Annotated in this window: 21 protein-coding genes; 12 read left to right on the forward strand and 9 right to left on the reverse strand. The window is 70.3% G+C overall.

The genetic code is table 11. The annotated features are described in order from the left end of the window. Positions 1-34: 34 nt before the first annotated feature. Positions 35-1,099: an ATP-NAD kinase family protein gene (locus RJT50_RS05100; RefSeq protein ID WP_313694684.1), complete on the reverse strand. Its 1,065-nt coding sequence runs from the start codon at positions 1,097-1,099 to the stop codon at positions 35-37. Between the two features lie 70 nt (positions 1,100-1,169). Beyond that, positions 1,170-1,610: a DoxX family protein gene (locus RJT50_RS05105; protein WP_313694686.1), complete on the reverse strand. Its 441-nt coding sequence runs from the start codon at positions 1,608-1,610 to the stop codon at positions 1,170-1,172. Positions 1,611-1,964: 354 nt separating this feature from the next. Here RJT50_RS05105 and RJT50_RS05110 point away from each other — a divergent pair, with 354 nt between their 5' ends. From RJT50_RS05110 to RJT50_RS05120, 3 genes are all read left to right on the forward strand, one after another. After that, positions 1,965-2,684 (forward strand): DICT sensory domain-containing protein, encoded by a 720-nt coding sequence (locus RJT50_RS05110; RefSeq protein WP_313694689.1) that lies wholly within the window; start codon positions 1,965-1,967, stop codon positions 2,682-2,684. An 82-nt stretch (positions 2,685-2,766) separates the two neighbouring features. Then, the gene (locus RJT50_RS05115; RefSeq protein ID WP_313694692.1) at positions 2,767-4,287 is read left to right on the forward strand and encodes a COG1361 S-layer family protein; all 1,521 of its coding nucleotides are present in this window, start codon (positions 2,767-2,769) and stop codon (positions 4,285-4,287) included. Positions 4,288-4,290: 3 nt separating this feature from the next. Then, positions 4,291-6,828, forward strand: a complete 2,538-nt coding sequence (locus RJT50_RS05120; RefSeq protein ID WP_313694694.1) for an efflux RND transporter permease subunit — start codon at positions 4,291-4,293, stop codon at positions 6,826-6,828. 79 nt (positions 6,829-6,907) lie between these two features. On the opposite strand, the gene RJT50_RS05125 is transcribed toward RJT50_RS05120, so the two are convergent. Next, the gene (locus RJT50_RS05125) at positions 6,908-7,207 is read right to left on the reverse strand and encodes an acylphosphatase (protein WP_313694695.1); all 300 of its coding nucleotides are present in this window, start codon (positions 7,205-7,207) and stop codon (positions 6,908-6,910) included. A gap of 251 nt (positions 7,208-7,458) precedes the next feature. Here RJT50_RS05125 and RJT50_RS05130 point away from each other — a divergent pair, with 251 nt between their 5' ends. From RJT50_RS05130 to RJT50_RS05160, 7 genes are all read left to right on the forward strand, one after another. Further along, positions 7,459-8,940, forward strand: a complete 1,482-nt coding sequence (locus RJT50_RS05130; RefSeq protein ID WP_313694697.1) for a phosphohexomutase domain-containing protein — start codon at positions 7,459-7,461, stop codon at positions 8,938-8,940. A gap of 46 nt (positions 8,941-8,986) precedes the next feature. Continuing rightward, positions 8,987-10,135 (forward strand): BMP family lipoprotein, encoded by a 1,149-nt coding sequence (locus RJT50_RS05135; protein WP_313694699.1) that lies wholly within the window; start codon positions 8,987-8,989, stop codon positions 10,133-10,135. Between the two features lie 175 nt (positions 10,136-10,310). Continuing rightward, positions 10,311-11,957 (forward strand): ABC transporter ATP-binding protein, encoded by a 1,647-nt coding sequence (locus tag RJT50_RS05140; protein WP_313694700.1) that lies wholly within the window; start codon positions 10,311-10,313, stop codon positions 11,955-11,957. Beyond that, the gene (locus tag RJT50_RS05145; protein WP_313694701.1) at positions 11,950-13,266 is read left to right on the forward strand and encodes an ABC transporter permease; all 1,317 of its coding nucleotides are present in this window, start codon (positions 11,950-11,952) and stop codon (positions 13,264-13,266) included. The genes RJT50_RS05140 and RJT50_RS05145 overlap by 8 nt, the downstream gene beginning before the upstream one ends. Beyond that, a complete protein-coding gene (locus RJT50_RS05150) occupies positions 13,263-14,399 on the forward strand; it encodes an ABC transporter permease (RefSeq protein ID WP_313694702.1) in 1,137 nt (378 codons plus the stop codon). Before RJT50_RS05145 ends, RJT50_RS05150 begins: the two co-directional genes overlap by 4 nt. Before the next feature lie 331 nt (positions 14,400-14,730). Further along, positions 14,731-16,101: a geranylgeranyl reductase family protein gene (locus RJT50_RS05155; protein WP_313694704.1), complete on the forward strand. Its 1,371-nt coding sequence runs from the start codon at positions 14,731-14,733 to the stop codon at positions 16,099-16,101. 228 nt (positions 16,102-16,329) lie between these two features. Continuing rightward, a complete protein-coding gene (locus tag RJT50_RS05160; RefSeq protein WP_313694705.1) occupies positions 16,330-16,518 on the forward strand; it encodes a hypothetical protein in 189 nt (62 codons plus the stop codon). Position 16,519: 1 nt separating this feature from the next. Here RJT50_RS05160 and RJT50_RS05165 read toward each other — a convergent pair whose 3' ends face one another. From RJT50_RS05165 to RJT50_RS05175, 3 genes are all read right to left on the reverse strand, one after another. Next, positions 16,520-17,803 carry an amidohydrolase gene (locus tag RJT50_RS05165; protein WP_313694707.1) on the reverse strand — a complete coding sequence of 428 codons (1,284 nt, stop codon included), beginning with the start codon at positions 17,801-17,803 and terminating at the stop codon, positions 16,520-16,522. Between the two features lie 154 nt (positions 17,804-17,957). After that, positions 17,958-18,410 carry a universal stress protein gene (locus tag RJT50_RS05170; RefSeq protein WP_313694709.1) on the reverse strand — a complete coding sequence of 151 codons (453 nt, stop codon included), beginning with the start codon at positions 18,408-18,410 and terminating at the stop codon, positions 17,958-17,960. Between the two features lie 51 nt (positions 18,411-18,461). After that, a complete protein-coding gene (locus RJT50_RS05175) occupies positions 18,462-18,779 on the reverse strand; it encodes a DUF7964 domain-containing protein (protein ID WP_313694710.1) in 318 nt (105 codons plus the stop codon). Between the two features lie 264 nt (positions 18,780-19,043). Here RJT50_RS05175 and RJT50_RS05180 point away from each other — a divergent pair, with 264 nt between their 5' ends. Next, positions 19,044-20,708, forward strand: a complete 1,665-nt coding sequence (locus RJT50_RS05180; RefSeq protein WP_313694712.1) for a rhomboid family intramembrane serine protease — start codon at positions 19,044-19,046, stop codon at positions 20,706-20,708. Positions 20,709-20,746: 38 nt separating this feature from the next. Here RJT50_RS05180 and RJT50_RS05185 read toward each other — a convergent pair whose 3' ends face one another. Both RJT50_RS05185 and RJT50_RS05190 read right to left on the reverse strand, forming a co-directional pair. After that, positions 20,747-21,379, reverse strand: a complete 633-nt coding sequence (locus tag RJT50_RS05185) for an METTL5 family protein (protein ID WP_313694713.1) — start codon at positions 21,377-21,379, stop codon at positions 20,747-20,749. Further along, on the reverse strand, positions 21,372-21,776 hold the full coding sequence (locus RJT50_RS05190; protein WP_313694714.1) for a DUF7961 family protein: 405 nt from the start codon (positions 21,774-21,776) through the stop codon (positions 21,372-21,374). The genes RJT50_RS05185 and RJT50_RS05190 overlap by 8 nt, the downstream gene beginning before the upstream one ends. A 307-nt stretch (positions 21,777-22,083) precedes the next feature. Here RJT50_RS05190 and RJT50_RS05195 point away from each other — a divergent pair, with 307 nt between their 5' ends. Further along, positions 22,084-23,040 (forward strand): transcription initiation factor IIB, encoded by a 957-nt coding sequence (locus tag RJT50_RS05195; protein WP_313694716.1) that lies wholly within the window; start codon positions 22,084-22,086, stop codon positions 23,038-23,040. 197 nt (positions 23,041-23,237) lie between these two features. Here RJT50_RS05195 and RJT50_RS05200 read toward each other — a convergent pair whose 3' ends face one another. Beyond that, positions 23,238-24,896 carry a flippase activity-associated protein Agl23 gene (locus RJT50_RS05200; protein ID WP_313694718.1) on the reverse strand — a complete coding sequence of 553 codons (1,659 nt, stop codon included), beginning with the start codon at positions 24,894-24,896 and terminating at the stop codon, positions 23,238-23,240. Positions 24,897-25,414: the final 518 nt, after the last annotated feature.

Consider the following 25,414-nt stretch of genomic DNA (forward strand, 5'->3'; position numbering starts at 1 on the left):
CGTCGGTGTGCTCCCCGGACGACGGTCGCCCGGCTCAGACGATCTTCAGCATCCGTCGCTCGAACCGGCCGACGCGGGCCTTCACCCAGCCCCGGAGCGCCTCGTCCAGTTCGGGGTCGTCGGTGTCGACCCGGAGGACGCGGAGGTCGTCCAGCTTGTCCCGGGACGCGACGATCTCCAGTTCGCAGCGGCGGATCACTGCCGGCGACAGCTGCGGGTTGCCGCGGCCGAACACGAACCCCTGCCCGCCGATGGGCGTGACGACGATGACGTTGTCCTCGCCGAGCGCGTCGAGGATCTCGGATTCGGTCGCGTCCGCGGCCACCACGCGCCCGTCCCGGTACACGTCGACGCCGATCGGCGAGCCCTCGAACGCCAGCTTCTCCTTTACCTCGCCGACGGTCGAGCCCGGCCCGAGCACCCACGTCGTCTCGGGTCGGGCACGCACGTCGTCGGCGACGCCCTCCGCGAGCGACTCGACGCTTCCGCCGCCGAGCTGTTTCGACGACTGGAGACGCTCGGCGACGGGGACGAACGCGACGGCGCGGAGTTCGGGGTTCACTTCGCCCCCGCGGTAGTCGTCCTCGTCGACGTCCATCACCTCCCGGCGTTCGCTCCGCTCGAACGTCGCCGCGACCGCGGCGGCGTCCTCGGGCGAGACGGCGAACACCGACGAGTACACCTTCACGCCCGCGGGGACGCCGAGCATCGGAACGTCGCTGCCCTCCAGGGCCGCCGCGACGTCCGCCGCGGTGCCGTCGCCGCCGACGAAGAGGACGAGGTCGGCGTCGGCCCCGAGGAACGCCTCGACCGCGGCGCGCGTGTCGCCGGGGCCGGTCTCCGCGGCTCCGGGCTCGCCGAGCCGTTCCGGTTCGAACCCGACGTCGCGGGCCGTGGCGTCGCCCATCGGCTCGCCCCAGGTGAGCAGGTGCGCGTCGGGTGCACGCTCGTGGAGCGCGGCGAGGGCTCGTCGGGCGCGCTCGGGGGATCGCGGCTCGGCTCCGCGGGCCCGCGCCTCGGCGACCTTCCCGTCGGTCCCCTTGAGGCCGACGCGGCCGCCCATCCCCGCGATGGGGTTACAGAGGAACCCGATTCGCATGGCTGTGGGGTCGCGCGGGCGGCGGAAAAACGGCGCGGTCAGTGGTCGACGTCGAACCCGGATCCCCGTCTCAGATACCCAGGCTGTAGGGCCACTGGACCGAGGAGAGCGCGAGGAACACGAGCGCGCCGCCGAGGATGGTCATGTTCTTCAGGAAGTGGGTCATCTCGTCCTGGGTCTGTTCCTCGGGGACCGCCCAGAAGTCGTGGAAGACGAACGCGGCGGCGAGCGCGAACAGCACGATCGCGCCGGCCGCCCACGGGACGAGCGCGCCGGCGGCGATGCCGAGGCCGCCGAACAGGAGCATCCCGCCCGAGAACAGCACGCCGAACCTGGGCGCGGGGAGTCCCTTCGCCTCGGCGTAGCCGGTCAACGCGTCGACGTTCTGGAAGTGGTTCAGGCCGTTGAACGCGAGTACCAGGCCGAACAGCAGCCGTCCGACGAGGAACGCCTCGGCTGCGCCGGGTCCATCGAACACGGTTCCGCCCTGCAGGATAACGGTAGCGTCCATGTGCGAGTTCCCCTACCGCACCGCGCTACTTATCCGTTTGCTGACACGGCGGTCACCGGGTTACGGCGATGTCACCGCCCGGGATCGCCGGCTTCAGTGACGACAGGCAGAAACGACCAGTTCCGGGGTCGTGTCGCCGAAAACTACCGGCTCACTTTCCGGGTCGGATACATCTTCCGTGCTGTGGCGGAGTCTCGACGTTCGCGTGGTGTCTCGACGCCCGGATGCGGTCTCTCGACGCCCGGACGCGGAGTCGGCGTTCGACGCGGTGGCATCGTTCGGACGCGCTCGGCGACGGCCGCTCCAGCGGGTGGTACGCTTATTGCGGTCGGTGGGAAAGCCCGAACGAAGCGAATGCCGCTCACCGACCTCATCGAGGACGCCGAACGGGGCGAAAAGCGGATCACGGTGTTCGATCCGCCGACGGACGCCGTCGTCGCCGAACTCCGCGAGTACGTCGCCGACCAGCAGGTCCGCGTCGACGTCGCCGCGACCGACAGCGACCTCTCCGGGTACGCGGTCCTCTCGGACGAGCGCGGCGACGAGGTGCTCACGGCCGTCGACCTCCGACACCTCGGCGGCGACCCCGTGGGCGAACTCGGGGCCGAACGGACGCTCTCGCCGATCTTCGAGGAGTTGGCCGACACGACGTTCACCTCCTACGACGTCGGGCAGATGATCGCGGCCTCCCGCGAGATCGAGGACCGCGCGTGGCGGACCGGCGTGGGCGAACTCCACGCCGGGTTCCAGACCGGGACGGCGCTGAGCGCACAGACGGCCGCATACCGTGACCTGGCCGCCAAGGACCTCGACGTCCACGTCTACTGTACCCCGGACACGAACGCGCCGCACCTCGACGGGGTCACCGTCCACGCGGCGGACGTCCGCGAGATCCGGGAGTCGTGGTTCGTCGTCTTCGACGGCGGAGGGGAGGACGAACGGGCGTGCGCCCTGCTGGCCGAGGAACGGGGCGCCGGCGACGAGCGGGCGTTCTACGGCTTCTGGACGTACGATCCGGCGATCGTCGCCGACGCGCTGGAACACCTCTGGGAGCGGTATCACCTCGCCGCGTGACTGGTTGTCTGAACGTTCATTCAGTTTCTGCTGGTTTGGCACGACTTATGAGTCGTGACCGTCAATCGCCGACATCGAGTTCATGTCCCGCCGCTCCATCGTCGTCTGTTTCGTCGTCCTGCTCGTGGCCGTGCCGATGGCCGTGAGCGCGGTCGACATCCGATTCGAAACGAGCGTCCCCGAACCGAACGTGCAGCCGGGGGCGTCCCAGGAACTCACGTTTCAGCTGACCAACGACGCGTACAGGGCCGACGACCGGGCCGACACCGCACGCGAAGTCGAGGTGACGGTCCGTGGCGGCGACACGAACATCTCCGTGCAGTCGGGGGTTCGGTCGCTCGGAACCATGCGGGACGGCGTCCCGCAGACGGTGAGCGTCCAGATCCAGGTGCCCGCCGACATCCCCGCCGGCACTCACGAACTGCCGGTGAGGGTGGAGTATCTCGACGCGGATGACGACCGCGAGACGAAGACCGTCACCGTCCCGGTCAGGGTCGAGGAGCGCGCACGGTTCGTCGTCGAGGACGTCGACACGACCGTGCCGGTCGGCGGCAGCGGCACCGTCACCGTCAACGTGACCAACGAGGGCGAGGAGGCGGCTTCGAACGCGGTGCTCGCCTTCCAGTCCGGGAACGCCGACGTGACGTTCTCCACCTCCGCGACCACCCGCCGGTTCGTCGGCGAGTGGGAACCGAACGAGACGAAATCCGTCGAGGTCGACGCCTCCGTCGCCAACTCCGCCGAGACGCGCGAGTACGCCGTCGATACCACCGTCGAGTACGAGGACACCGACGGCATCGCGGCCACCTCCCAACCGCTCTCGTTCGGCCTGACGCCGCTGTCCGAGCAGACGTTCGGCGTCGAGGGCGTCGAGAGCACGCTCCGGGTCGGTGACGACGGGACGATGACCGGCACGGTGACGAACACGGGCGAGCGCACCGCCCGGAACGTCGTCGTCATGCTGGAGACCTCGAACCCGAACGTCTCGCCGCTCGAAACCGAGGCCGCGGTCGGCGACCTCGAACCCGGGCAGTCCGCCGAGTTCGCCTTCGACGTCTCGGTGTCCGATTCGGCGGAAGCCGGCGCGCGACAGTTCGGCCTCACGATGCAGTACCGTGACGACGAGGGAACCCAGCGCACGAGCGAGTCGACCGACGTCCGCGTCGAGGTCGGCGAGGAGCGCGACGAGTTCGGCGTCTCGCCGGTCGACGCCAGCTTCGAGGTCGGCTCGGGCGGCGAGCTCGTCCTCGAACTGACGAACAACCGGGAGACGGCGGTCTCGGACGTCTCGGCGAAGCTGTTCGCCGACGCGCCGCTCTCCTCTGCCGACGACGAGGCGTTCGTCCCCGAACTCGGCCCCGGCGAGACGGCGGAGGTCGTCTTTGACCTGAGCGTCGCCGGCTCGGCGACCGACAAGACGTACCCGCTGAGCGTGGACTTCCAGTACGAGACGGCCGAGGGCGACACGCGAATCTCTGACGCCTACCAGGTCCCCGTCGAGGTCACCGAGCCCGAGGGCGGCGGGCTCCCGCTGCCGGTGCTTGGCGGCGTGGCGGCGCTCCTCGTCCTCCTCGGCGCCGGCGTCTACTACAGGCGTCGGTAACTGATGGCGGGGTTGGATCACGAACGGCTTCTCGAGCGGGCGAGCGGGCTGGTCACCGACCGTCCCGGCCGGATCATCGTCGCGTTCCTGCTCGTGACGTCAGTGTTCGCGGTGGGACTGGGCAACGTCTCGACCGAGGCCGGCACCTCGCAGTTCGCCGCGGGCATCCCGGCCGAGGAGGCGCTCTCGGACGTCCAGCGCGAGTTCGGCCCCTCGTTCACGGCCGACACCGGCAGCACGCAGCTCATCCAGCGGAACCGGAACGTGCTCACGAAGCCGGCGATGCTTCGGATGTTGCGGACACAGGAACGGATACAGGAACGTGACGACCTGCGCGTCACCGGCGTCTCCAGTTCGGCGGCGGTCGTCGCACGGACCATCGATCCGTCCGCGACGACCACGGAGGCACAGATCAGGGCCCTCGAGCGGTCGACGCCCGCCGAGGTCCGCGCCGCCGTCCGCGAGAACGCGGACAACCCCGCGTTCACCGGATCGGTCTCCTCGGACTTCAACCGGGAGTCGGCGACCGCCTCCGCCACCATCGGCGTCGTGTCACACGAGCTCCCGAGCGGGCTCTCCTCGGGCGCTGCGGCCGGACAGGGTGGGACGAGCCCGCTGACGCCGATCCAGCAGCGGATCGAACGCGTCGTCGCCAGCGGCGGCGGCGACATCACCGTCTTCGGCGCGGGCATCCTCGCGGCGGAGTTCTCACAGGTCATCGTCGACTCGCTGCTCATCGTCACCCCGGCGGCGGTCGTGTTCATCATCTTCTTCCTCGTCGTCGCCTACCGGGACCTGCTCGACCTGCTGCTCGGCACCGTGACGCTGCTGATGGCCGTCGTGTGGACGTTCGGGTTCCTCGGACTCGCGGGCATCCCGTTCAACCAGGTGATGATCGCGGTGCCGCCGCTGTTGCTGGCGGTCGGAATCGACTTCGGCATCCACGTCGTCAACCGGTACCGCGAGGACCGCAAGGACGCCGGCGTCGCCGGCGCGATGAGGGTGACGACGAGACAGCTGCTCGTCGCGTTCTTCATCGTCACCGGGACGACCGTCATCGGTTTCCTCTCGAACTTCGCCTCCGATCTCGGTCCGATCCAGGACTTCGGGCTCGTCGCGGCGGTCGGCATCCTGTTCACCTTCCTGCTGTTCGGGGTGTTCCTCCCCGCCGCGAAGGTGTGGATCGACCGCCGGCGCGACCGGATCCCGATCCCGACGTACAGTCAGGAGCCGCTCGGGGCCGAGGGCTCCCGGCTCGGGTGGGCGCTCTCCGGCGGCGTCACTGTCGCGCGGAAGGCGCCGGTGTTCTTCCTTGCCGTCATGCTCGTCGGCTCGATCGCCGCCGGCGGCTACGCGACCGGCGTGGACACGTCGTTCACCCAGGAGGACTTCCTCCCGCCCGAGGAGACGCCGGCGTATCTCGATTCGCTCCCGGAACCGTTCGCCCCGGCCGACTACTCGGTCGTGGGGACGCTGAACTACCTCGAGGACAACTTCGAGACGACGAACGACGGGCAGGTGACGGTGTATGTCGAGGGACGGTTGCAACGTGACACCTCCCTGGAGGAGATCCACAGGATGGGGAGCGACCCGCCGAACTCGTTCGTCAGCGAGGACCGACAGGCCGACTCCACCTCCATCGTGACGGTGATCCGGTCGCACGCCCGGGAGGACGAGGAGTTCAGCGAACTCGTCGCGCGAAACGACCGCGACGGCGACGGCATCCCCGACGAGGATCTGGGCGAGGTGTACGACGCGCTGCTCGCCTCCTCGGCGGGCCCGGAGGCGGCCCAGTACCTCGCCGAGGACCGCCGGTCCGCCCGCGTCGTCTACACGACGAAGGCGAGCGCGTCACAGAGCGAGATTACGGCCGACGCCCGCGGGGTCGCCGATCGCTTCCGCGGCGACGCGACCGCGACCGGCAACACGGTCGTGTTCCAGGCGGTCTCGGACCTGATCTTCCAGTCGGCGGTCCAGAGTCTGGCCATCGCGCTGGGGCTGACGGTCGTGTTCCTCCTCCTCATCTACCGGCTCTTCGAGGGGTTCGCGTCGCTGGGACTGGCCAACACCGTCCCCATCGTCATCGCGGTGGCGAGCGTCGCGGCCACGATGCGGCTCGCCGGCATCTCGTTCAACGCCTTTACCGCCACGATTCTCTCGCTCACCATCGGGCTGGGCATCGACTACTCGGTCCACGTCACCCACCGGTTCATCGACGAGCGTCGCGAGGCCGGGCTGTTCACCGCGCTCGACCGGACGGTCCGTGGCACCGGCGGCGCGCTGGCCGGCAGCATGATCACGACGACGACGGGAATCGGCGTGCTCGTGCTCGCCGTCCTCAGCATCCTCGGCCAGTTCGGCGTGCTGACGGCGCTGTCGATCCTCTACTCGTTCCTCGCGTCGCTGTTCGTCCTCCCCTCGACGCTGGTCGTCTGGGACCGCGCGCTCGGGTTCGATCCGGATCGCCCGATTCCGAAATCGTCCTCGGCGGGCGACGGCTCGCCGAGCGAGGAGTCCGCTGCTGCTTCCGCCGTGGACTGACTCCCCGTCCCGATACGACCATCCGTGTCGCACAGTCCGGCGATGGGTTTCGTGACCACGAACTCATCAGTGACGGGACTCAGCGACGAATGTGGAACCCCGACTCTCCCTCGGGGTCGCCGTACTCCGCCTCGACGTCCTCCACGAACGCGGCGTCGCTCCCGGAGTGACACCACTCGACCATCGTGGCCACGTCCGGACGCTCGCCCTCGAAGACGGCCTCGACCCGGCCGTCATCGAGGTTCCGGACCCAGCCGTCGACGCCCCGGTCGCGTGCGGCGTCCCGGGTGCTCGCCCGGTAGAAGACGCCCTGGACGGTTCCCGAGACGAACACGTGCGCGCGGGTGCGGTCGACGGAGTCGTCTGTCGCATCGCTCATACCAGTCGCTGTGTCGTCCGTCGGCAAAAGTCGGACGGCGACGGCGGTGGATGTGGGCTAGCAGGCGGCACGGGGAGGGTCCGAAGCGGTCTGCCGCACGTCCGCCTCGTCCACCGGGGCGACGCGGGAACCAACCGCTGGCCGCTTCGGATGCGTTCGTCAGGTCACGGGACGGCTGGCCGCGTCATCGTACATGAACGCTCGGGGCCGATTCCGGGAGAGTCTTTTAGCGCCGCCGTCGAGCCACCCGTATGGACCTGTTCGGTACCGCCGGAATCCGCGGAAGCGCCCGGGAGCGCGTCACGCCGGAACTGGCGCTGGACGTGGCACGCGCCGTCGGCGCTGCCGCGGTCGAGGCGGGCGACCGGGAGTTCGTGGTGGCCCGCGACGGCCGCGTGACGGGCCCGTCGCTCGCGGCGGCCGTCGAGGCCGGCCTCACCTCTGCGGGCGCGAACGTGACCCGGCTCGGCCAGCTACCGACGCCGGGGCTCGCGTTCGCCTCGCGCGGCCGGCGCGGCGTCATGCTCACCGCCTCGCACAACCCCCCGACCGACAACGGGATCAAGCTGTTCGCCGACGGCGTCGAGTACGCCGAGACGGCCGAGACTGACGTGGAACGCCGGGTCGAAGCCGGCGTCGCGCCGGCCCCGTGGGACGAGTGGGGCGACGTGTCGGCCGACGACACCCTGACGGCCTATCGGAACGCGGTCGCGGCGTACGCCGCCGGGTTCGGGTCGGACCCGGCGGGCGTCCGCGTCGCGGTCGACTGCGGCAACGGGATGGCCTCGGTGGCGACGCCGCACGTCCTGCGGGCACTCGGCGCGGACGTGGTCACCCTGAACGCGAACGTCGACGGCCACTTCCCCGGGCGGGAGTCGAAGCCGACCGCCGAGTCGCTCGCGGACCTGCGCGCGTTCGTGGCCGACGGTGGAGCCGCCTTCGGCATCGGCCACGACGGCGACGCCGACCGCATCGTCGTCGTCGACGGCGACGGGGCGGTCGTCCACGAGGACACCGTCCTCGCCATCCTCGCCGAGCGGTACGTCCGGGAGAGCGACGCGGCCGAGCCAGTCGTGGTGACGACGCCGAACGCGTCGGGGCGCATCGACGAGCGCGTCCGCGAGGCTGACGGCCGCGTCGAGCGGGTCGCGCTGGGATACCTCCACGACGGAATCGCCGCCGCCCACGAGGACGGTGACGAGGTCGTCTTCGCCGCCGAACCGTGGAAGCACATCCACACCGGGTTCGGCGGGTGGATCGACGGCGTCGCCAGCGCGGCAGTGTTGACCCGGCTGGTCGCCGAATCCGCGCGGGAGCGTGCGGACGCGACCGACGGAGCCGAATCGGCTGACGGAGCCGAAGCTGACGCGACCGACGGGGTCGAAACGACCGACGATGCGGACCGGTCCGCGACGGTCGACGGGCTCGCCGGCCTCCGGGAGCCCGTGACCGAGCGACCGTACCGGAAGGTGAGCGTCGACTGTCCGGACGGGGCAAAGCGGGCGGCGATGGACCGGCTGGGGACGACGCTCCCGGAGGCGTTCCCCGACGCATCGGTGTCGACCGAGTACGGCGTCCGGCTCACGTTCCCCGACGACGCGTGGACGCTCGTCCGGCCGAGCGGAACCGAGCCGTACGTCCGAGTGTACGCAGAGAGCGACGCGGTCGACGAGCTGGTCGAGGCGGTGGCCGGTCACGTCGAGTCGGCCGTGAAAGCCGTCAGCGAGCCGTAACGACCGGAGCGACGATTTTAAACCGGACTACTACGGGTCTACGTGTATGTCCCGAGACATAGACAGGCGTACGTTCGTGAAAGGAGCGAGTACCGCGGGAATCGTGGGACTCGCCGGCTGCGCCGGCGGTCCCGAGGACGGCGGCGGCGACGCGACGGACACGCCGAGCGACGAGGAGACCCCGTCCGGCGAGGACACGGCGACTGACACCCCCAGCGGGGGGTCGGCCGAACTCAACGTCGGGATGGTGTACGCCACCGGCGGCCTGGGCGACGGGTCGTTCAACGATCAGGCCCAGACCGGCATCCAGCAGGCCGCGGACGAACTCGGCGTCTCCTACGACGAGTCCCAGCCCGGCTCCGTCTCGGAGTTCGCGACCTACCAGCAGCAGTACGCCCAGTCCACGGACCCGGACTACGGGCTGGTCTCGTGTATCGGTTTCCTGCAGGCCGACGCGCTCTCGGAGACCGCCGCCGACTTCCCGGATCAGGACTTCATGATCGTCGACTCCGTCGTCGAGAGCGACAACGTCGCCTCCTACACGTTCGCCGAACACGAGGGGTCGTTCCTGGTCGGCCAGCTGGCCGGCCTGCTCACGACCTCCGAGTTCTCGGCCGGCGCGGGGTCGACCCAGCCCGACGAGACGAGCGTCGGCTTCGTCGGCGGCGTCGAGAGCAGCCTCATCCAGAAGTTCGAGGCCGGGTTCAGGGCCGGCGTCGCACACGCGAACTCCGAGGTCGACGTACAGACGACGTACGTGGGCGACTTCAACGACCCGAGCGGCGGGCAGGAGGCGGCGCTCGCGATGTACAACTCCGGCGCGGACATCGTCTACCACGCGGCGGGCAACACCGGCACCGGCGTGTTCCAGGCGGCACAGGAGGCCGGCCGGTTCGCGCTCGGCGTGGACTCCGACCAGTCGATCACCCGCTCGAACTACGCCGACGTCATCCTCGCCTCGATGGTCAAGCGCGTCGACACGGCCGTCTTCAACGCCGCCGAGGCGAAGATCAACGGCGAGTTCGAGGGTGGTTCGATCAACGCGCTCGGGCTGGAACAGGAGGGCGTCGCCATCGTCTACGGCGCCGAACTCGGCTCGGAGCTCTCCGCGGACGTCACGGACCCGGTTTCGGCCTCCCGGGAGGCGATCATCGACGGCGAGATCGAGGTCCCCCAGAGCCCGAGCGAACTGTAACGACGACCGACGGGACCGGCTCGACCCGTTCGCGGAACCGCCTCGTTTTTGGGACCGCCCGAACTGAACTGGCGGCTCTCCCCGCGCCCAGACCCGCCAGTATCGCTTTTCACCCGCGCGCCGCGTCCGAACAGAAACGGGCCGTTTATGCCGCCACCGTCAAAAGCGGGTACGAATGACTGAGGCCGTCCGCCTCGACGGAATCACGAAACGCTTCCCCGGCGTTGTCGCCAACGACGACGTGACGCTCTCCGTCGAACAGGGGACGGTACACGCCCTGCTCGGCGAGAACGGCGCCGGGAAGACGACGCTGATGAACGTCCTCTACGGGCTCTACGAGCCGACGGCCGGCGACGTGTACGTCGACGGCGAGGGGCTCGAACTCGACGAGGACGGCGAGTACGTCGCCGCCCCCAGACGGTTCGACTCGCCCCGTGACGCCATCGACGCCGGCGTCGGCATGATCCACCAGCACTTCATGCTGGTCGACCCGATGACGGTCGCCGAGAACATCACGCTCGGCAACGAGCCGCGAAAGTGGGGCGGGCTCGCCATCGACCGCGAGGCTGCACGGGAGTCGGTCATCGACCTCTCCGAGCGCTACGGCTTCGACGTCGAACCCGACGCGACGGTCGCGGACGTGAGCGTCGGCGTCCAGCAGCGCGTCGAGATTCTCAAGGCACTGTACCGCGGCGCGGACGTGCTCATCCTCGACGAGCCGACCGCGGTGCTCACGCCACAGGAGGTCGAGGACCTGTTCGAGGTGCTCGCGGAGCTGACCGACCAGGGGAAGACGGTCATCTTCATCACCCACAAGCTGGGCGAGGCGCTGGAGGCCGCCGACGAGGTGACGGTGCTCCGCGACGGGAAGAACGTCGGCAGCGTCCGGACCGACGAGACCTCCCGGGAGGAACTGGCCGAACTGATGGTCGGCCGCGAGGTCGTCCTCGAGACCGAGTCGTCCCCGGCCGACCCCGGCGGCCCGGTGCTCGACGTGGACGGCGTCTCCGCCACCGACGACCGCGGCGTGACCGCCGTGGACGACGTCTCGCTCACGGTCCGCGAGGGCGAGGTGTTCGGCATCGCGGGCGTGGACGGCAACGGCCAGTCGGAGCTCGTCGACGTCGTCACCGGCCTGCGCGACCCCGAGGCGGGCTCGGTCGCGCTCGACGGCCGGGACGTGACCGACGCCTCGCGCCGGGAGCGGACCCGTGCCGGCATGGCGTACATCCCCGAGGACCGCCAGGAGCGCGGGCTCGTCATGGAGTTCGATCTGACCGAGAACGGCGTGCTCGGCTCCCAGCACGACGCGCCGTTCGCCAGCGGCGGCCGCCTCGACTGGGACCGGGCCGGCGAGCACGCCGAGGACGTCATCGGCGAGTACGACGTGCGGCCGCCCGACTCGTCCGCGACGGCCAAGTCGCTCTCGGGGGGCAACCAGCAGAAGTTCATCGTCGGCCGGGAGTTCGCCCGCGAGCCGACGTGTCTCGTCGCCTCACACCCGACACGCGGCGTCGACATCGGCTCGACGGAGTTCATCCACGACCGGCTCATCGAGCTGCGGGACGACGGGCGCGGCGTGTTGCTCGTCTCCTCGAAGCTCGACGAGGTTCGTCGGCTCTCGGACCGGCTCGCGGTGATGTACCGCGGCCGGGTCGTCGCCGTCGTCGACCCCGACGAGGTGACCGAGGAACAGCTCGGCCTGCTGATGGCCGGCGAGGAGCCCGAGGACGTGCCGTACGCCTCCGAGACGGCCGCCGCGGCCGCGGAGGCCGACGGGTCGGGTCGGACCGCGGACTCCGTGGGGGGCGACCATGAGTGAGGACGGCGGCTCGGACGCGTCCGGCGGCGGGTCCGAGTCGGGGCTGCGGGCGCGGGCGGTGGCGATAACCAGGCGGCTCACGCACGCTTCGGCGACCGAGCGGCTGCTCATCTCCGGGTCGGCGCTGCTGCTCTCCATCGTCATCGGCTTCTTCCTCATCCTCGCCGCGGGGCGGATGACCGCCTGCCAGTCGGCGGCGTACTCGGTCGCTGGCGTCGGCTTCTGTTATGACCCGTTCGTGGTGTACGACCGGCTGTTCCTCGGCGCGTTCGGCGACGTACTCACCGACCCGCTGAACGGCCAGTTCGCCACGACGCTCGCCGAGACGACGGTGCTCCTGTTCACTGGCCTCGCGGTCGCGGTGGCGTTCAAGGCCGGCATCTTCAACATCGGCGGCCAGGGACAGCTCGTCGTCGGCGCGCTGGCGACCGCGCTGTCGGTGCTGTACGCCTCCTCGCTCGTCTCGGGCGTGCTCGGCACGCTCGTGCTCGTCCCGTTCGGCCTCGTGGTCGGCGCGCTCGCGGGCGGGCTGTTCGGCGCCATCCCGGGCGCGCTGAAGGCGTACGCGGACGCGAACGAGGTGATCACGACGATCATGCTCAACTTCGTCGCCACCTCGGTCGCGCTCTACCTCGTGCAGAACCACTTCAAGGACCCCGACAGCTTCGCCACCCAGACGGTCGCGCTGCCCGACTACGCGGTGTTCCCGCACGTCGTCTTCCCGGCGCGTGCGAACGTCTCGCTGCTCGCGTTCGCGTTCGCGCTGGTGCTCGCGGTCGCCATGGCGTACCTGCTCGCCCGGACGGCGTTCGGCTACGACCTCCGGACGAGCGGACTCCAGCCGGAGGCTGCCGAGTACGGCGGCGTCGACGCGCCCCGAACCATCGTCGCCAGCATGGCGCTCTCGGGCGCGCTCGCGGGCATCGGCGGCGCGGTGTACGTGCTGATGATCCTCGGCAACTTCCAGGTCGGCGTCCCGGACTACGGCTTCGACGGCATCACCGTCTCCATTCTCGCGGGCAACAACCCGCTCGGGGTCGGAGCCGCGGCGCTGCTGTTCGGCGTGCTCAAGTCGGGCAGCATCGTCGTCGACGTCGGAACCGACGTGCCGCCACAGCTCGTGGGCGTGTTGCGCGGGCTCATCGTCCTGTTCGTCGCGATGCCGGAGTTCTTCCGGATGGCCGGCCAGTACGCCGGCCTGGATCGCCCCGAGGGCGAGACGGTCGCGACCGACGGCGGCCGCGTCGTCGACGGCGCTGTCGAGACCGGGGACGACGCCGCGTCGGACTCGGGAGGTGAGCGGCGATGAGCGGGAACGAGTCGGGGACGGCGACCGTGCTCCGTGACTGGGTCGCAGGCCTGGGAATCCGGTTCGCCATCGGGCTCGCGGCGCTGGCCGCGTTCGCGCTCGTGGTCGTCGCGGGGGTGCTCCTGCCGGGGACGACGCTCGGTCGCTTCGTGGACGTGCTGTTCGCCAACACGACGATGTCGGCGGCGCTCCGGCTCTCGGTGCCGATCGCGTTCGCGGCGCTCGGTGGCATCTTCGCCGAGAAGTCCGGCGTCATCAACATCGGGCTCGAGGGGCTGCTCATCATCTCGGCGTTCGCCGGCGTGTACGCCACCGACATCACGGGGAGCGTCTGGCTCGGGCTCGGCGGCGGCATCGTCGCCTCCGCGCTGCTCGCGCTGCTGTTCGCGGTCGTCTGCATCGAGTTCCGGGCCGACCAGATCATCGCCGGGCTCGCGGTGTGGCTCATCGCGCTGGGGCTCGCGCCGTTCCTCTCGCAGGTCGTCTACGGCAGCACGAACACGGATAGCGTCGCCACGTTCCGGAGCCTGCCGCGCATCCTCGCCGAGAGCGGGGTCCCGGTGCTCTCGACCTCGTTCGTCGACTTCCTCGCTTGGGGCGCGGGCCTCCCCGTCGTGGGCGCGCTGTTCGACGCCTCGCCGATGGTGTATCTCATGTTCGTCGCGGTCGCGGCCTCGTGGTGGGCGCTGAACCGGACGACGTTCGGCCGCCACGTCCGCGCGTCGGGCGAGAACCCGAAGGCGCTCGACACGGCGGGCGTGAACGTCTCGCTCGTCCGGTATAAGGCGGTCGTGCTCTCGGGCGTGCTCGCGGGCATCGGCGGGGCGGCGCTCGCGCTCTCGCTCGGGCAGTTCACCGGCAACGGGCCGACGATGGTGAACGGCAAGGGGTTCATCGCCATCGTGGCGTTCCTGTTCGGCAACTACAACCCGGTCGGCGCGCTGCTCTCGACGATGCTGTTCGCCGGCCTCGACGCGCTCCAGCTCACCCTGCAGGCGCGGGACATCTTCGCCGTCCCCGCCGAACTGGTGCGGACGGTGCCGTACGTGACCGTCATCGTCGTGCTCGCGCTGTTCGGCCGGACGCGCATCCCCGAGGCCGCCGGCGACCACTACGAGTCCGGCGAGGAGTAGCCGCGGAACCGCATTTCGTCTCACCTTCTCCGACGGACGAACGCCGTTAGGTCGCTTTCGACGGCCTGCCGATTTCCCGGCGACGCGTCCGAAATCGCACCTGCGACGCGCAATCCCGACTACCGACGGCGATACCGCGGTAGTCCGACCGCGGCGACCCCCGAAGCCCGCAGAGCGACGCTCGGCCGACTTCCGGCGGGTGGGACTGAAAGGGGCCGCGGGGGCTTTCGCGGTCTGTACCACGATGGTCCCGGATGCGACCCAACCAAACCGGCATCGGCGGCGTTCAGGGAATAAAGAGTAAAGGCGCGCCGCGAGGGAGTTCCGCCCAATGACCACCTACGAGCCCGACGTCGCTGTCGTCGGCGCGGGTACCGCGGGCTGTTATGCGGCCGCGACGGCGGCGGAGGCCGGCCTCGACATCGTCGTCGTCGAGCGGAAGGACGAGGAGGAGGCGGGCCACATCGCCTGCGGCGACGCGCTCAAGGGCGCGGACGCGTTCCCGGAGGCGATCCCGAAGGAAACCATCGAACCGGCGTTCACGAACACGGGCGTCACGCACGGTCGGTTCGAGATCCCGAGCGAGGACACGATCCTCGAGATCCCCGTGCCGGGCGAACTCGCGGTGCTGGACCGCTGGGAGTACGGGCGTCGCATCATCCGGGGGGCCGCGGAGACGGGCGTCGAGTTCCACTACGACACCGTCGTCCAGGACGTGGTCCAGGACGACGCGGGGCGCGTCGAGGGCGTCCGCGGGAAACGGAAGGGCGAGCCGGTCGAGTACGACGCGGAGGTCGTCATCGACGCAGCGGGGTCGCTGTCGATCCTCCAGGACAAGGCCGACCTCTCGGGGGCGACGTTCGACACGAACGTCTCCTTCTCGCAGTTCTGCTCGGCCTACCGCGAGGTCGTCGAGGTCCAAGAGCCCGTCGAGTGGACCGACGCGTTGGTGTTCAAGCCCACCACGACGGCCGCGGGCTACGTCTGGTACTTCCCGCGGACGAGCACCGAGATCAACGCCGGCCTCGGCTTCCAGATGACCGAGGAGCCGATGAAGCTCGTCGAGGACCTGAAGGCGGACCTCCGCAACCGCGCGGAGTTCGCGGGCGCGACCGTGAAGGACAAGCTCGGCGCGGCGCTCCCGACCCGCCGGCCGTACGACTCGGCGGTCGCGCCGGGCTTCGTCGCCGTCGGCGACGCGGCGGGCCACGTCAACCCGACCACCGGCGGCGGCATCGCGGGCGCGGCTTACGCCGGGAAGTACGCCGCCGAGCAGGCCGTGAAAGCCATCTCGGACGGCGACACCTCAGAGGAGGCGCTCTGGCACTACAACGAGCGCGTGATGGACCACTTCGGCGGCCGCTACGCCGGTCTGGACGTGTACAACATCCTCGCCACCGCGGTGGACGTGGACGACCTGATGGGCCTGCTCGCCTCACTGCCGGGCGAGAAGCTCGCCGAGGCGCTCTACTCGGGCAAGACGTCGATGGGCTGGCGACTGAAGCTCCGGACGGCCATCGACAGCTTCGGCCACTGGCGACAGATCAGGGAGTTCTACGAGGTGAAGGGCTACGCCGAGGACCTCATCGAGCACTACGACCGGTACCCGACCAAGCCGGCGGCGCTCGCGGGCTGGCAGGACCAGCGCGACGACCTGATGGAGGACGTGTACGCGGCGACGGGCGCGGATCCGAAGTACTAGACCACGAACCTCTTTTGACGGGGGTCCTCCTCGCTCGGTCGGCCTGCGGCCTCCCGTGCTCGTGGTACTGACGCTAATGGTTACCGCAACCGGCTGTCCGGGTCTCGTCTCTCGGGGGATTTCGTCTTCAGCTACCCCGGTTGGAACCTCACGGAGTACGAATTGATTCCGAGGGCGGACCGATCCCAATGGGAACACGCCTTCAGGTTCTGGAACGAACAGGTCGGTATGGAGTCACGACGGAGCCTCTACGCGGCCGGGTTCGTGGGCCCCTCGATATCGTACATCTTCAACGTCCTGGCGTTCACCGGGCAGTTCGACGTGGGCCAGTGGGCCGTGTTCGCGGCGCTGTTCCTCGCCGTGTTCTTCGGCTTCGAGAAGTTCATGGAGTGGGCCGAGACGCTCGAACCCGCCTGACTCAGGGTCGCCGCTTCGCCGCTTCCAGCACCGCCTTCGAGAGCACCTCGACGCCGATGTCGAGCGACTCCTCGTCCACGTCGAACGTGCTCGTGTGGTGGCCGCCGGGGTGGTCCGTGCCGATGCCGACGTACGTGGCGTAGCCGCCGTTGTTCTGGACCGCCTGCATGAGGAACGTCGCGTCCTCGCTGCCGCCGAGTTCGTCGCGGACGGGCACCGACTCCACGCCGGACACGCCGTCGGCGACGTCGGCGACGACGTCGACGAGTTCCTGGTCCGAGGTGGCCGAGGGTGCACGCCCCAGGCGCTCGGTCTCGACCTCGACCTCGTGCATGTCGGCCGCGGACCGGAGGACAGTCTCGGCCTTCCCGTCCATGAACTCCATGAGGTCGGTCGTCTCGCCGCGCACCTCGCCCTCGATGAACGACTCCTCCGGGATGATGTTCGTCGCCGTCCCGCCGCCGACGAGGCCGGCGTTCACCCGCGTCGCGCCGTCGTGGTGGCGCGGGATGGCGTAGAGGTTCTGGATGGCCGCCGCCATCGCCTGCACCGAGTTCTTCCCCTCCTCCGGGTGGCCGCCCGCGTGGGCCGGTTCGCCCGAGAACTCCGCGCGGAAGTGCGAGACCGCGAGGAAGCCGTCGACGCCCGCGACGACCTCGCCGGTCGGGTGGTCGAGGCCGACGTGGGCGGCGATGAGATACTCCACGTCCGCGATCAGTTCCGAGTTCGCCATCGGCTCGCCGCCGACGATCTGCTCCTCGCCCGGCTGGAAGAACACCTTCAGCGTGCCCTCGAAGTCGGAGTCGAGCACCTCGTCGATGGCTCCCAGACCGAACGTCGCGTGGGCGTCGTGACCGCAGGCGTGCATCCAGCCCTCGTTCTCCGAGCGGAACGGCTCCGCCGCGTCGGCGGGCGCGTGGTCGGCGTCGGCCTCCTGGATGGGGAGCGCGTCGATGTCGACCCGGAGGCCGACGACGGGCCCCTCGCCGCGGCGGACCACCGCGACCGCGCCGGTGTAGCCGCCCTCCAGTTCCGCGAGGATTTCCTCGCGCGCGCCGGCCGCCTTCGCGCGCTCGAACCACTCACCGAGTTCGTCGTCGTCGGGGACGTTCATCCGCTCGGAGCCGAGGATCTCCGGGCCGTAGTGGATCTCGTCCACGTCGCGTTTCTCCAGTTCCTCGACGATCCGGGCGGTCGTGTAGAACTCGCACCACGCCGGCTCGGGGTGGCGGTGGAGGTCACGTCGGAACGAGACGAGCTCGTCGTGTTCGACTGCGAGGCTCATGATCGCCGTTTCGTGGGAGAGGGGATAAATGGCCACCTCGCGGCGACGTGGACCGTCGGCGCGGGTTCAGTCGGCCGGGCGCCACTCGGCCGCTGGCGGTCGCTCCGGGCTTCTCGTTCGGAGGTTCTCATCGGGGGTCCTCATCCGGGGCTCCTCATTCGGGGGCGCTCCCCTCCTCGTCTTCGCGCAGTCTGACCGTCAGTACGGGCTGGTTGGCCGAGCGGACGACGCGTTCGCTGACGCTCCCGAGCAGGTAGCGGTCGATGCCCGTGCGGCCGTGCGTCCCCATCGTGATGAGGTCGATGCCCTCCCGGTCGGCGTACTCGAGGATGGAGCGGAACGGCGTCCCGGAGACGACGGACTCGACGACTGGGACGTCGGCGTCGGTTCCCGACGCGGCGATGCGATCCACGGCGTCCTCGCCCTCCCGCCCGAGCGCCTCGGAGACGATCTGGCTGCCGGCGTCCAGCGATGAGTAGGCCGTCGAGTCGACGACGTACAGCGCGTGGAGCGTGGCGTCGAACCGGTCCGCGAGCGTCACCGCGTGCTCGATGGCGGCGTCCGCGGCTCGACTCCCGTCGGTCGGCACGAGGATGTCCTCGTACATGTGGGAACTGTTCGCACGGGCGGGACCTAAAGCCGACGGGCGATCAGGGAGTCAGTTCGAGTCCGACCCGGCGGACGGGTCCTGCTCGGGCGCGGTTTCGGCCCCGTCGGCCTCCCTGATGGCGTCCTCACACCGTCGGAGCCCCTCGTAGCGGTCGTCCTCCGACTCGACGGCGACGCTTTCGGCGACCTCCCACGCGCCGCCGAGGAAGCGGAGCCCCTTCACCCAGTCGTCGGTGGCGAGCAGCAGCCCCTCGGTCGGCCCGGACTCCTCCAGGGCGATGGCGAGCCTGACCGGGTCGGCCCTGTTCAGCTTCGCCACTTCGGCTTCCGAGAGCGGGCGGCCGGGGAGCGCGGCGACGAGTGACATGGCGTCTCGTGTGTCGACTCGGGGGCGTCCGGAAAGAGGATGTCGAAGCGACCGGACGAGCCACGGTCACGACCCGTTCGGTTCTCCGAGCGGACACGACTGACCGAGTCGAACTCGAAGTGGGGCTACCTCGAGCAGGAGGACAGAGTGACTCCTCGGAGGACTCGTCCCGTCGCGGACGCGGCTCCGGCGGCCCCGACCGGCGACCGTCGGCGGCAGTTCCCCGACCGGGACGGTGAAGTGCCGTGGGTCCCCAGCCCATCCATGGACTCCGTGGCGCTGGCGATGCGGGCGGCCGTCGTCCTCGCCGCGCTCGTCGCGTCCGTCGGCGTCGCCCTGCTCGAACGGAAACGCGGGGGAGACGCGCCGGGGCTCGGGACGCTCCTCCGGCGGCGGTTCGTCCTCGGCGTTCCCTGGGGGACGCTGACGACGGCCGCGCTCGTGCTGGCCGTCTACCTCTTCGTGCAGGGGGGCTTTGGTCACTGGTACTCGCCCGTCGTGTTGCCGTTCCGCGCGTGGTCGTATCTCGCCCCGCTTGGCGTGCTGTTTGCCGGCCTCTCCCACGTCGGCCCCGGACATCTGCTGGGCAACCTGATGGGGACGCTCGTGCTCGCGCCGCTCGCGGAGTACGCGTTCGGGCACTACGCCGCCGGGCGCGGCGAGTCGACGTTCGGGTCGCCCCGCCGGAACCCGTACGTCAGAGCGTTCCTGGTCTTCCCCGCCATCGCGGTGCTGCTCGCGCTGGTCTCGGCCGCCTTCTCGCTCGGCGCGGTCATCGGCTTCTCGGGCGTCGTGTTCTCCTTTGCGGGCGTCGCGCTGCTGTACTACCCGCTGGCGACCGTGATCGCGCTCTCGGCGACGAGCGCGCTGAACCTCGCGTACCAGTCGCTCCGGCAGCCGATCGTCGTCGCGTCGAGCAGGCCGGCGTACGTCTCGCCGGGCTGGGCGGACGTCGCGATCCAGGGCCACGCGCTCGGCCTGCTGGCGGGCGTCCTGCTCGCCGCGACGCTCGCTTCGCGCCGCGGCGACGACCTCCCCAGACCGCGGCGGCTGCTGGTGGGCGCGCTGCTGGTCGGGGTCGCACAGTCGCTCTGGGCGGTGTACTGGTACCGCGGGGCCGAGACGTTCGTGCTCTACCGGGCGGTCGGGCTCGCGCTCGTGCTGCTGTTCGCCGTGCTGCTCGCGGCGCTCACGGTCGGGGAGTGGGAGCCGGTCACGCTCCGCCCCGCACGGACCTTCGTCCGGACGCTGACCGCCCAGAACGCCGCGGTGCTGTGTCTGGTCGTCGTCACCGCGGCGCTCGCGGGACCGGCGGTGCCGGTGAACCTCACGACCGTCGGCGACGAGCCGCTCCCGGGCGAGCCCGTCGAGGTTCGCGGCTACAGCGTGACGTACGCCGAGAACGTCGAGAACGGGATGGTGTCGGTCGTCGACGTCGAGGCGTTCGGCGAGACGACGAGCGTGAACACGTCGGGCGTCGTCGTTCGCAACCCCGACAGGGGGATCTGGATGACGGAGACCACGAAGGGGCGGCTGGCGTTCTCGGGCCGGTCGCGCGTGGTGCTGGGCGGGCTCGGCTGGCGGGAGACGGTCGTCGCGGATCGTGAGGGCTACACCGCGGTCGGCGGCGGCACCGCCTATCGGGTGACGCTCGAACACGACGGGCGGGAGCGGGTCGCCTACACCTCCCCCCCGGCCACGGCGGAACCGTACATCGCGGGCCGGAACGTCTCCGTCCTGGTGAACGAGTCGTCGTTCTCGCTCGCGGTCAAACGGGACGAGGAGATCGCTCACGCGCCGATCCCCGGCGAGAACGAGACGGTGACCGCGGCCGGGCTCTCGTTCGTCAGGGACGGCAACGCGGTGTTCGCGCTCACGGCGGACAACGCGACGAGGGTGCGGGTGGCGAGCAGGGAGACGTACAATTAGGCGCTGGTAATCGCGGGAGGGAAGCGATCTCCGGGCGACTACCCCCACTCGATCCGGAACGCCTCGGCGTCCAGATCGCGGCGCTCCTCGTCGTGGTGGTCGAACTGGTGGTCGAGTTCGAACGTCGCCCGGAAGGCGTCGGTGACCTCGCCGCCGGCGTCGGAGGCGAACGACTCGACGAACTCGCGGCTGCCGGCGTTGTGCAGCGAGTAGGAGACGTCAGCGAACGACGAGACCGCGTCGAGGAACCGCCTGTCGGCGTGTTCGTTGCCCGACTGTGCGCCGAACGGCGGGTTCATGAGGACGGTCACCGGGCCGGCAGTCGAGGGATCGAGGCGAAGCGGCGCGCGGGTGGCGTCGGCGTGGATCCAGTCGACGGTCGTCCGGGCGCCGACCCGGCGCTCGTTGTCGCGGGCGACCGCGAGCGCGTCCCGGTCGAGTTCGACGCCGACGACGCGGGCCGCGCCGCGCAGGGCCGCGCCGAGCGCCAACATGCCGGTTCCGGCGCCGAGATCGACCACCGTCCGTCCGGCGACGTCGCCCCGGAGGTCCGCGAGGTGGACGACGTGGGCCGCGAGGTCCGGCGGCGTGGGGTACTGTTCGAGCGCGGCCGTCGGGTCGGTGAACCCGGCGACGACCGCGAGCCGTCCTTCGAGCGCCCGCTTACTCACGGTCGAGGCTGACGGGCCCCTCCACCGTGAGCGTGACGCCTTCGCGTTCTGCCCGCTCGGCGAGCGCGGCGAGCGCGGGTTCGACCTTCGACGGCTCGGCGACGTCGTCGGCGACGACCGTCAGGCGGCTCGCGCCGAGGAACGACGCCGCGCGGACGAACCCGCGGAGCCGGTTCGCCTCCGACTGCGTCTCGATGGAACAGTCCGCCGAGAAACAGGCCGACACCCGGAGGCCGGCGGGGAGATACCCTTCCTCGGCCAGGTCCGCCTTCAGGTCGTGCAGGTACTCGGGCCCCGTCGAATCCAGGGATTCGCCCGACAGCGTCACCGGTTCGACGTCCGCAGGCTCGCTCGAGGCCACCGCCCGTTCCACGCTCGCCTTCGCGCTCGTGCTCATGGTACCCGGATAGACGCCGATAATACAAAACACTTTGTAAATGCTCGATAGTAATGCCGGCGCGCTGAACGCGACGCGTTGCCTCCACCGAAACCCTCCTGGGGGTTGCGAGCGGATCACGCGCGAGGGCGACTCACACCAAAACTGTGGACAGACGACATGTCGAGGCGAAAAACCGGTGATATGACTATCGGTTCCCTCCTCGGGTGAAACGCGCGTCAAACCGGTCCTGTCGGGCCCCCCGGCGAGAATCGGGTTCCCAATCGCCGCCAAAGGTTTTTATACTGTCGTCACCACAAGCCTTATAATGGAAGGTCCGAGTCGACAGCGCCAGCGAGAAGCGGGTGAGTCGGAGCAGCAGTCGGACGAGAGCGTCTCCTGTCCGGAGTGTGAGTCGGAGGACGTGATCATGGAGGCCGACCAGGGTGAGCTCGTCTGCAACGACTGCGGACTCGTGCTCGACGAGCGCCAGATCGACCGCGGGCCGGAGTGGCGCGCGTTCAACCACTCCGAGCGGCAGTCGAAGTCCCGCGTCGGCGCGCCGGTCACGGAGACGATGCACGACAAGGGGCTGACGACGACGATCGACTGGAAGGACAAGGACGCGTACGGCCGGTCCCTCTCCTCGGAGAAGCGCTCCCAGATGCACCGGCTGCGCAAGTGGCAAGAGCGGATCCGCACGAAGGACGCGGGCGAGCGGAACCTGCAGTTCGCGCTCTCGGAGATCGACCGGATGGCCTCCGCGCTCGGCGTTCCCCGGAGCGTCCGGGAGGTCGCGTCGGTCATCTACCGGCGCGCGCTGAAGGAGGACCTCATCCGCGGCCGCTCCATCGAGGGCGTCGCCACGGCCGCGCTCTATGCGGCCTGCCGGCAGGAGGGCATCCCGCGCTCGCTCGACGAGGTCGCGGAGGTCTCGCGCGTCGAGCAGAAGGAGATCGGCCGAACCTATCGCTACATTTCCCAGGAGCTCGGCCTCGAACTGAAACCGGTCGACCCAAAGCAGTTCGTCCCGCGCTTCGCCTCCGCGCTCGGCCTCTCGGAGGAGACGCAGGCGAAGGCGACCGAGATCATCGACGTCTCCGCCGAGCAGGGACTGCTCTCGGGCAAGTCCCCGACCGGCTTCGCCGCGGCGGCCATCTACGCCGCCTCCCTGCTCTGCAACGAGAAGAAGACCCAGCGCGAGGTCGCCGACGTCGCCCAGGTGACCGAGGTCACCATCCGCAACCGCTACCAGGAGCAGATCGAGGCGATGGGCTTCCGGTAGACGAACCTCTTTTTCGGGGGTCCTCCTCTCGCGGGCCGGCGGAGCCGGTCCGCGTTCGTCGAACCTCCGAAATCCGTTCATGCCGTGGGATTCCTTCGAAATTCCACTGCTGACGGGAAATCGAAGATTTCCCGTTCATGCCAAAACGCCGCGACCCACGTCGGCGCGGCTCCGCCGCGCCTCCCTCGCTCGCGGTACTACTGCTGAACGAACACGACGACGTCCCGGTTCCAGAGCCCGAGCCGCAGTTCGAACTGCTCGTACTCGCCGTCGAGCCGTTCGGTCACCGCGGCCCGGTGGGTCGGTTTCGTGACGATGACGGGCGGGTCGTCGCCGGTGAGCAGGGACGGCGAGCGGACGCTCCGCGTCTCGGCGTCGATGCGCTCGAAGTACCACTGGAGCGGGAGCCGCGCCCCCCAGGCCGCCTGATCTGCGGCAGCCACGGGCGGGTCCCGGTACTCGTCCAGCGTGGCGAACTCCGACCCGACGTACACGACGTCCGCGCCGTCGGTGTGCCCGTCCATGGCGGCTGCGGCGGCCGCGAGCATCGCGTCGGGGTCGTCGACCGGCTGGCCGTACTGCGCGTACGCCGAGCCTGGCCCGGCCGGCCCGTAGGCGGCCGCGGCCATCGACCCGGCACCGCCCGCGACGAGGGCGACGACCAGCAGCGCGGTGACGGCCCGCGCGGGCGCGGCCCGATCCGTACGCGTCCACAGGAACCGCCCGCCCGCGGCGAGTGCAACCGCGCCGGGGAGCGCGAGCCAGGGGAGGAGGTGGACGGCCGTCCACGGTTCGGCGTTCATCGCGGCGAGTCCGAACACCAGCACGCCGAACCCCGCGACGTACGCGCCGAAGTTGACGACGGCCCGCGAGCCCCGTCGATACCGCTCGCGCAGGAAGCCGAGCAGCCCGAGGACGACCAGCAGCCACGACGTCGCCAGCGCGGTTCGGACGTAGCCGGTGATCGCCGGGATGAACTCCCTGCCGCCGGCGTAGCCCCGGTCGAGCCGGGGCGCGACCCGCACGCCGGCGAACTGCTCGGCGGCACCCGCGAACGCGGCGGCGACGACGTCGGGGAACGTGGCGGGGTTGAACAGTCCCGTGCCCATCCCGCCCGCGCGCGGCGCGAAGAAGAACAGCGTCACGCCGAGGAAGACGAACAGTGCGCGGGCCAGCGGCGTGGCGCGCTCGCGGAACCACTCGCGTCCCTCGTCGAGTCGGGCGACGGCGGCCCGGGGCGCGCCGCGGACGCGCGCCTCGTCGAGCACCAGCAGGCCGCCGAGGAGCCAGAGGAACGGGTAGGCGACGGCGAAGCCGGAGGACGCGAGCGCGAGCGCGGCGGCGGCTGCGGCGAGGTAGAGCCCCCAGCGCGCCCCGGTCTGCCGGTAGCGCACGATGCCGCCGACCGCGACGAACCCGAACGCGGCGGCGGGGACGTCGCCACGCAGGAACCGCGAGTAGTACAGCAGGAGCGGCTCGACCGCCAGGATGCCGGCCAGCGCGACCGTCTCGTCGTCGCGGAGCGCCCCGCGGAACAGCAGCGCGGCGAGCGGGAGCAGGCCGCCGACGAGCGCGACGACGGCCCGCGCGCTGGCGTCGCTCGCGCCGACCAGCGCGAACACCTGCCGGTTGACGACGTAGAGGAACGGGCCGCCCGCGGTCGGTCGGTACGAGTACGCGCCGGATTCGAGATAGCGCAGCGTCCAGTAGCCCACCCGACCCTCGTCCCAGTGGAACGGGCGGTCGCCGAGCGAGACGACCCGGGCGACGAGCGCGAGGAGGGCGATGCCCGCGACCGCGAGCGCGACGCGGTCGGGGCGGCGTCGGGACCCCTGACGGTCCCCCGTGTCGGACATACCCGCCCGTGTCCCCGCCTCGGTAGTATGTCTTCGGGTTCTTCTCCGTATGCTTGGTTCGCCGTATCGAGACCGACAGGTGTCTGGTGGTGAAAACCTCGAAAGCCCCAGCACGCGCCGGAATCGTCGGATCGGTCGTTCCGTCCGTTCGGAACGCTTCGGAAGCCCCCGCGGCTCTCGGCTCCGCGACCGCCGCTGCGCTCCTCGTCGTTCGCTTCGCTCGCTCCTGTGGTGCTTGTGGGGTCGGGGTCCCCCGAGAGCCGCGGCCCCTTCCATTTCCACCCGCGGGAAGTCGGCCGAGTGCAGCAGGCCTGACTACCGCTCGCGCCGCTGCGGGTAGTCCGCCGAGACGTTCGCCCGGCGGGCCGGCGAGTGCGTCGGCAGCAGCGGTGCGGTCAGCGCGTACTGGCGGTCGGCGCGCGTGGCTTGCGAGCGGTCTCGGCCGCGAGCATCGGCGCGCGCGAGGGGTGAGAAGCGCAGCGAGCCTGCGAGCGAGCATCGCAAGCGGCTGGGGAGGG

It is taken from the genome of Halobaculum sp. XH14 (assembly GCF_032116555.1).
Taxonomy (GTDB): Archaea; Halobacteriota; Halobacteria; order Halobacteriales; family Haloferacaceae; genus Halorarum; species Halorarum halobium.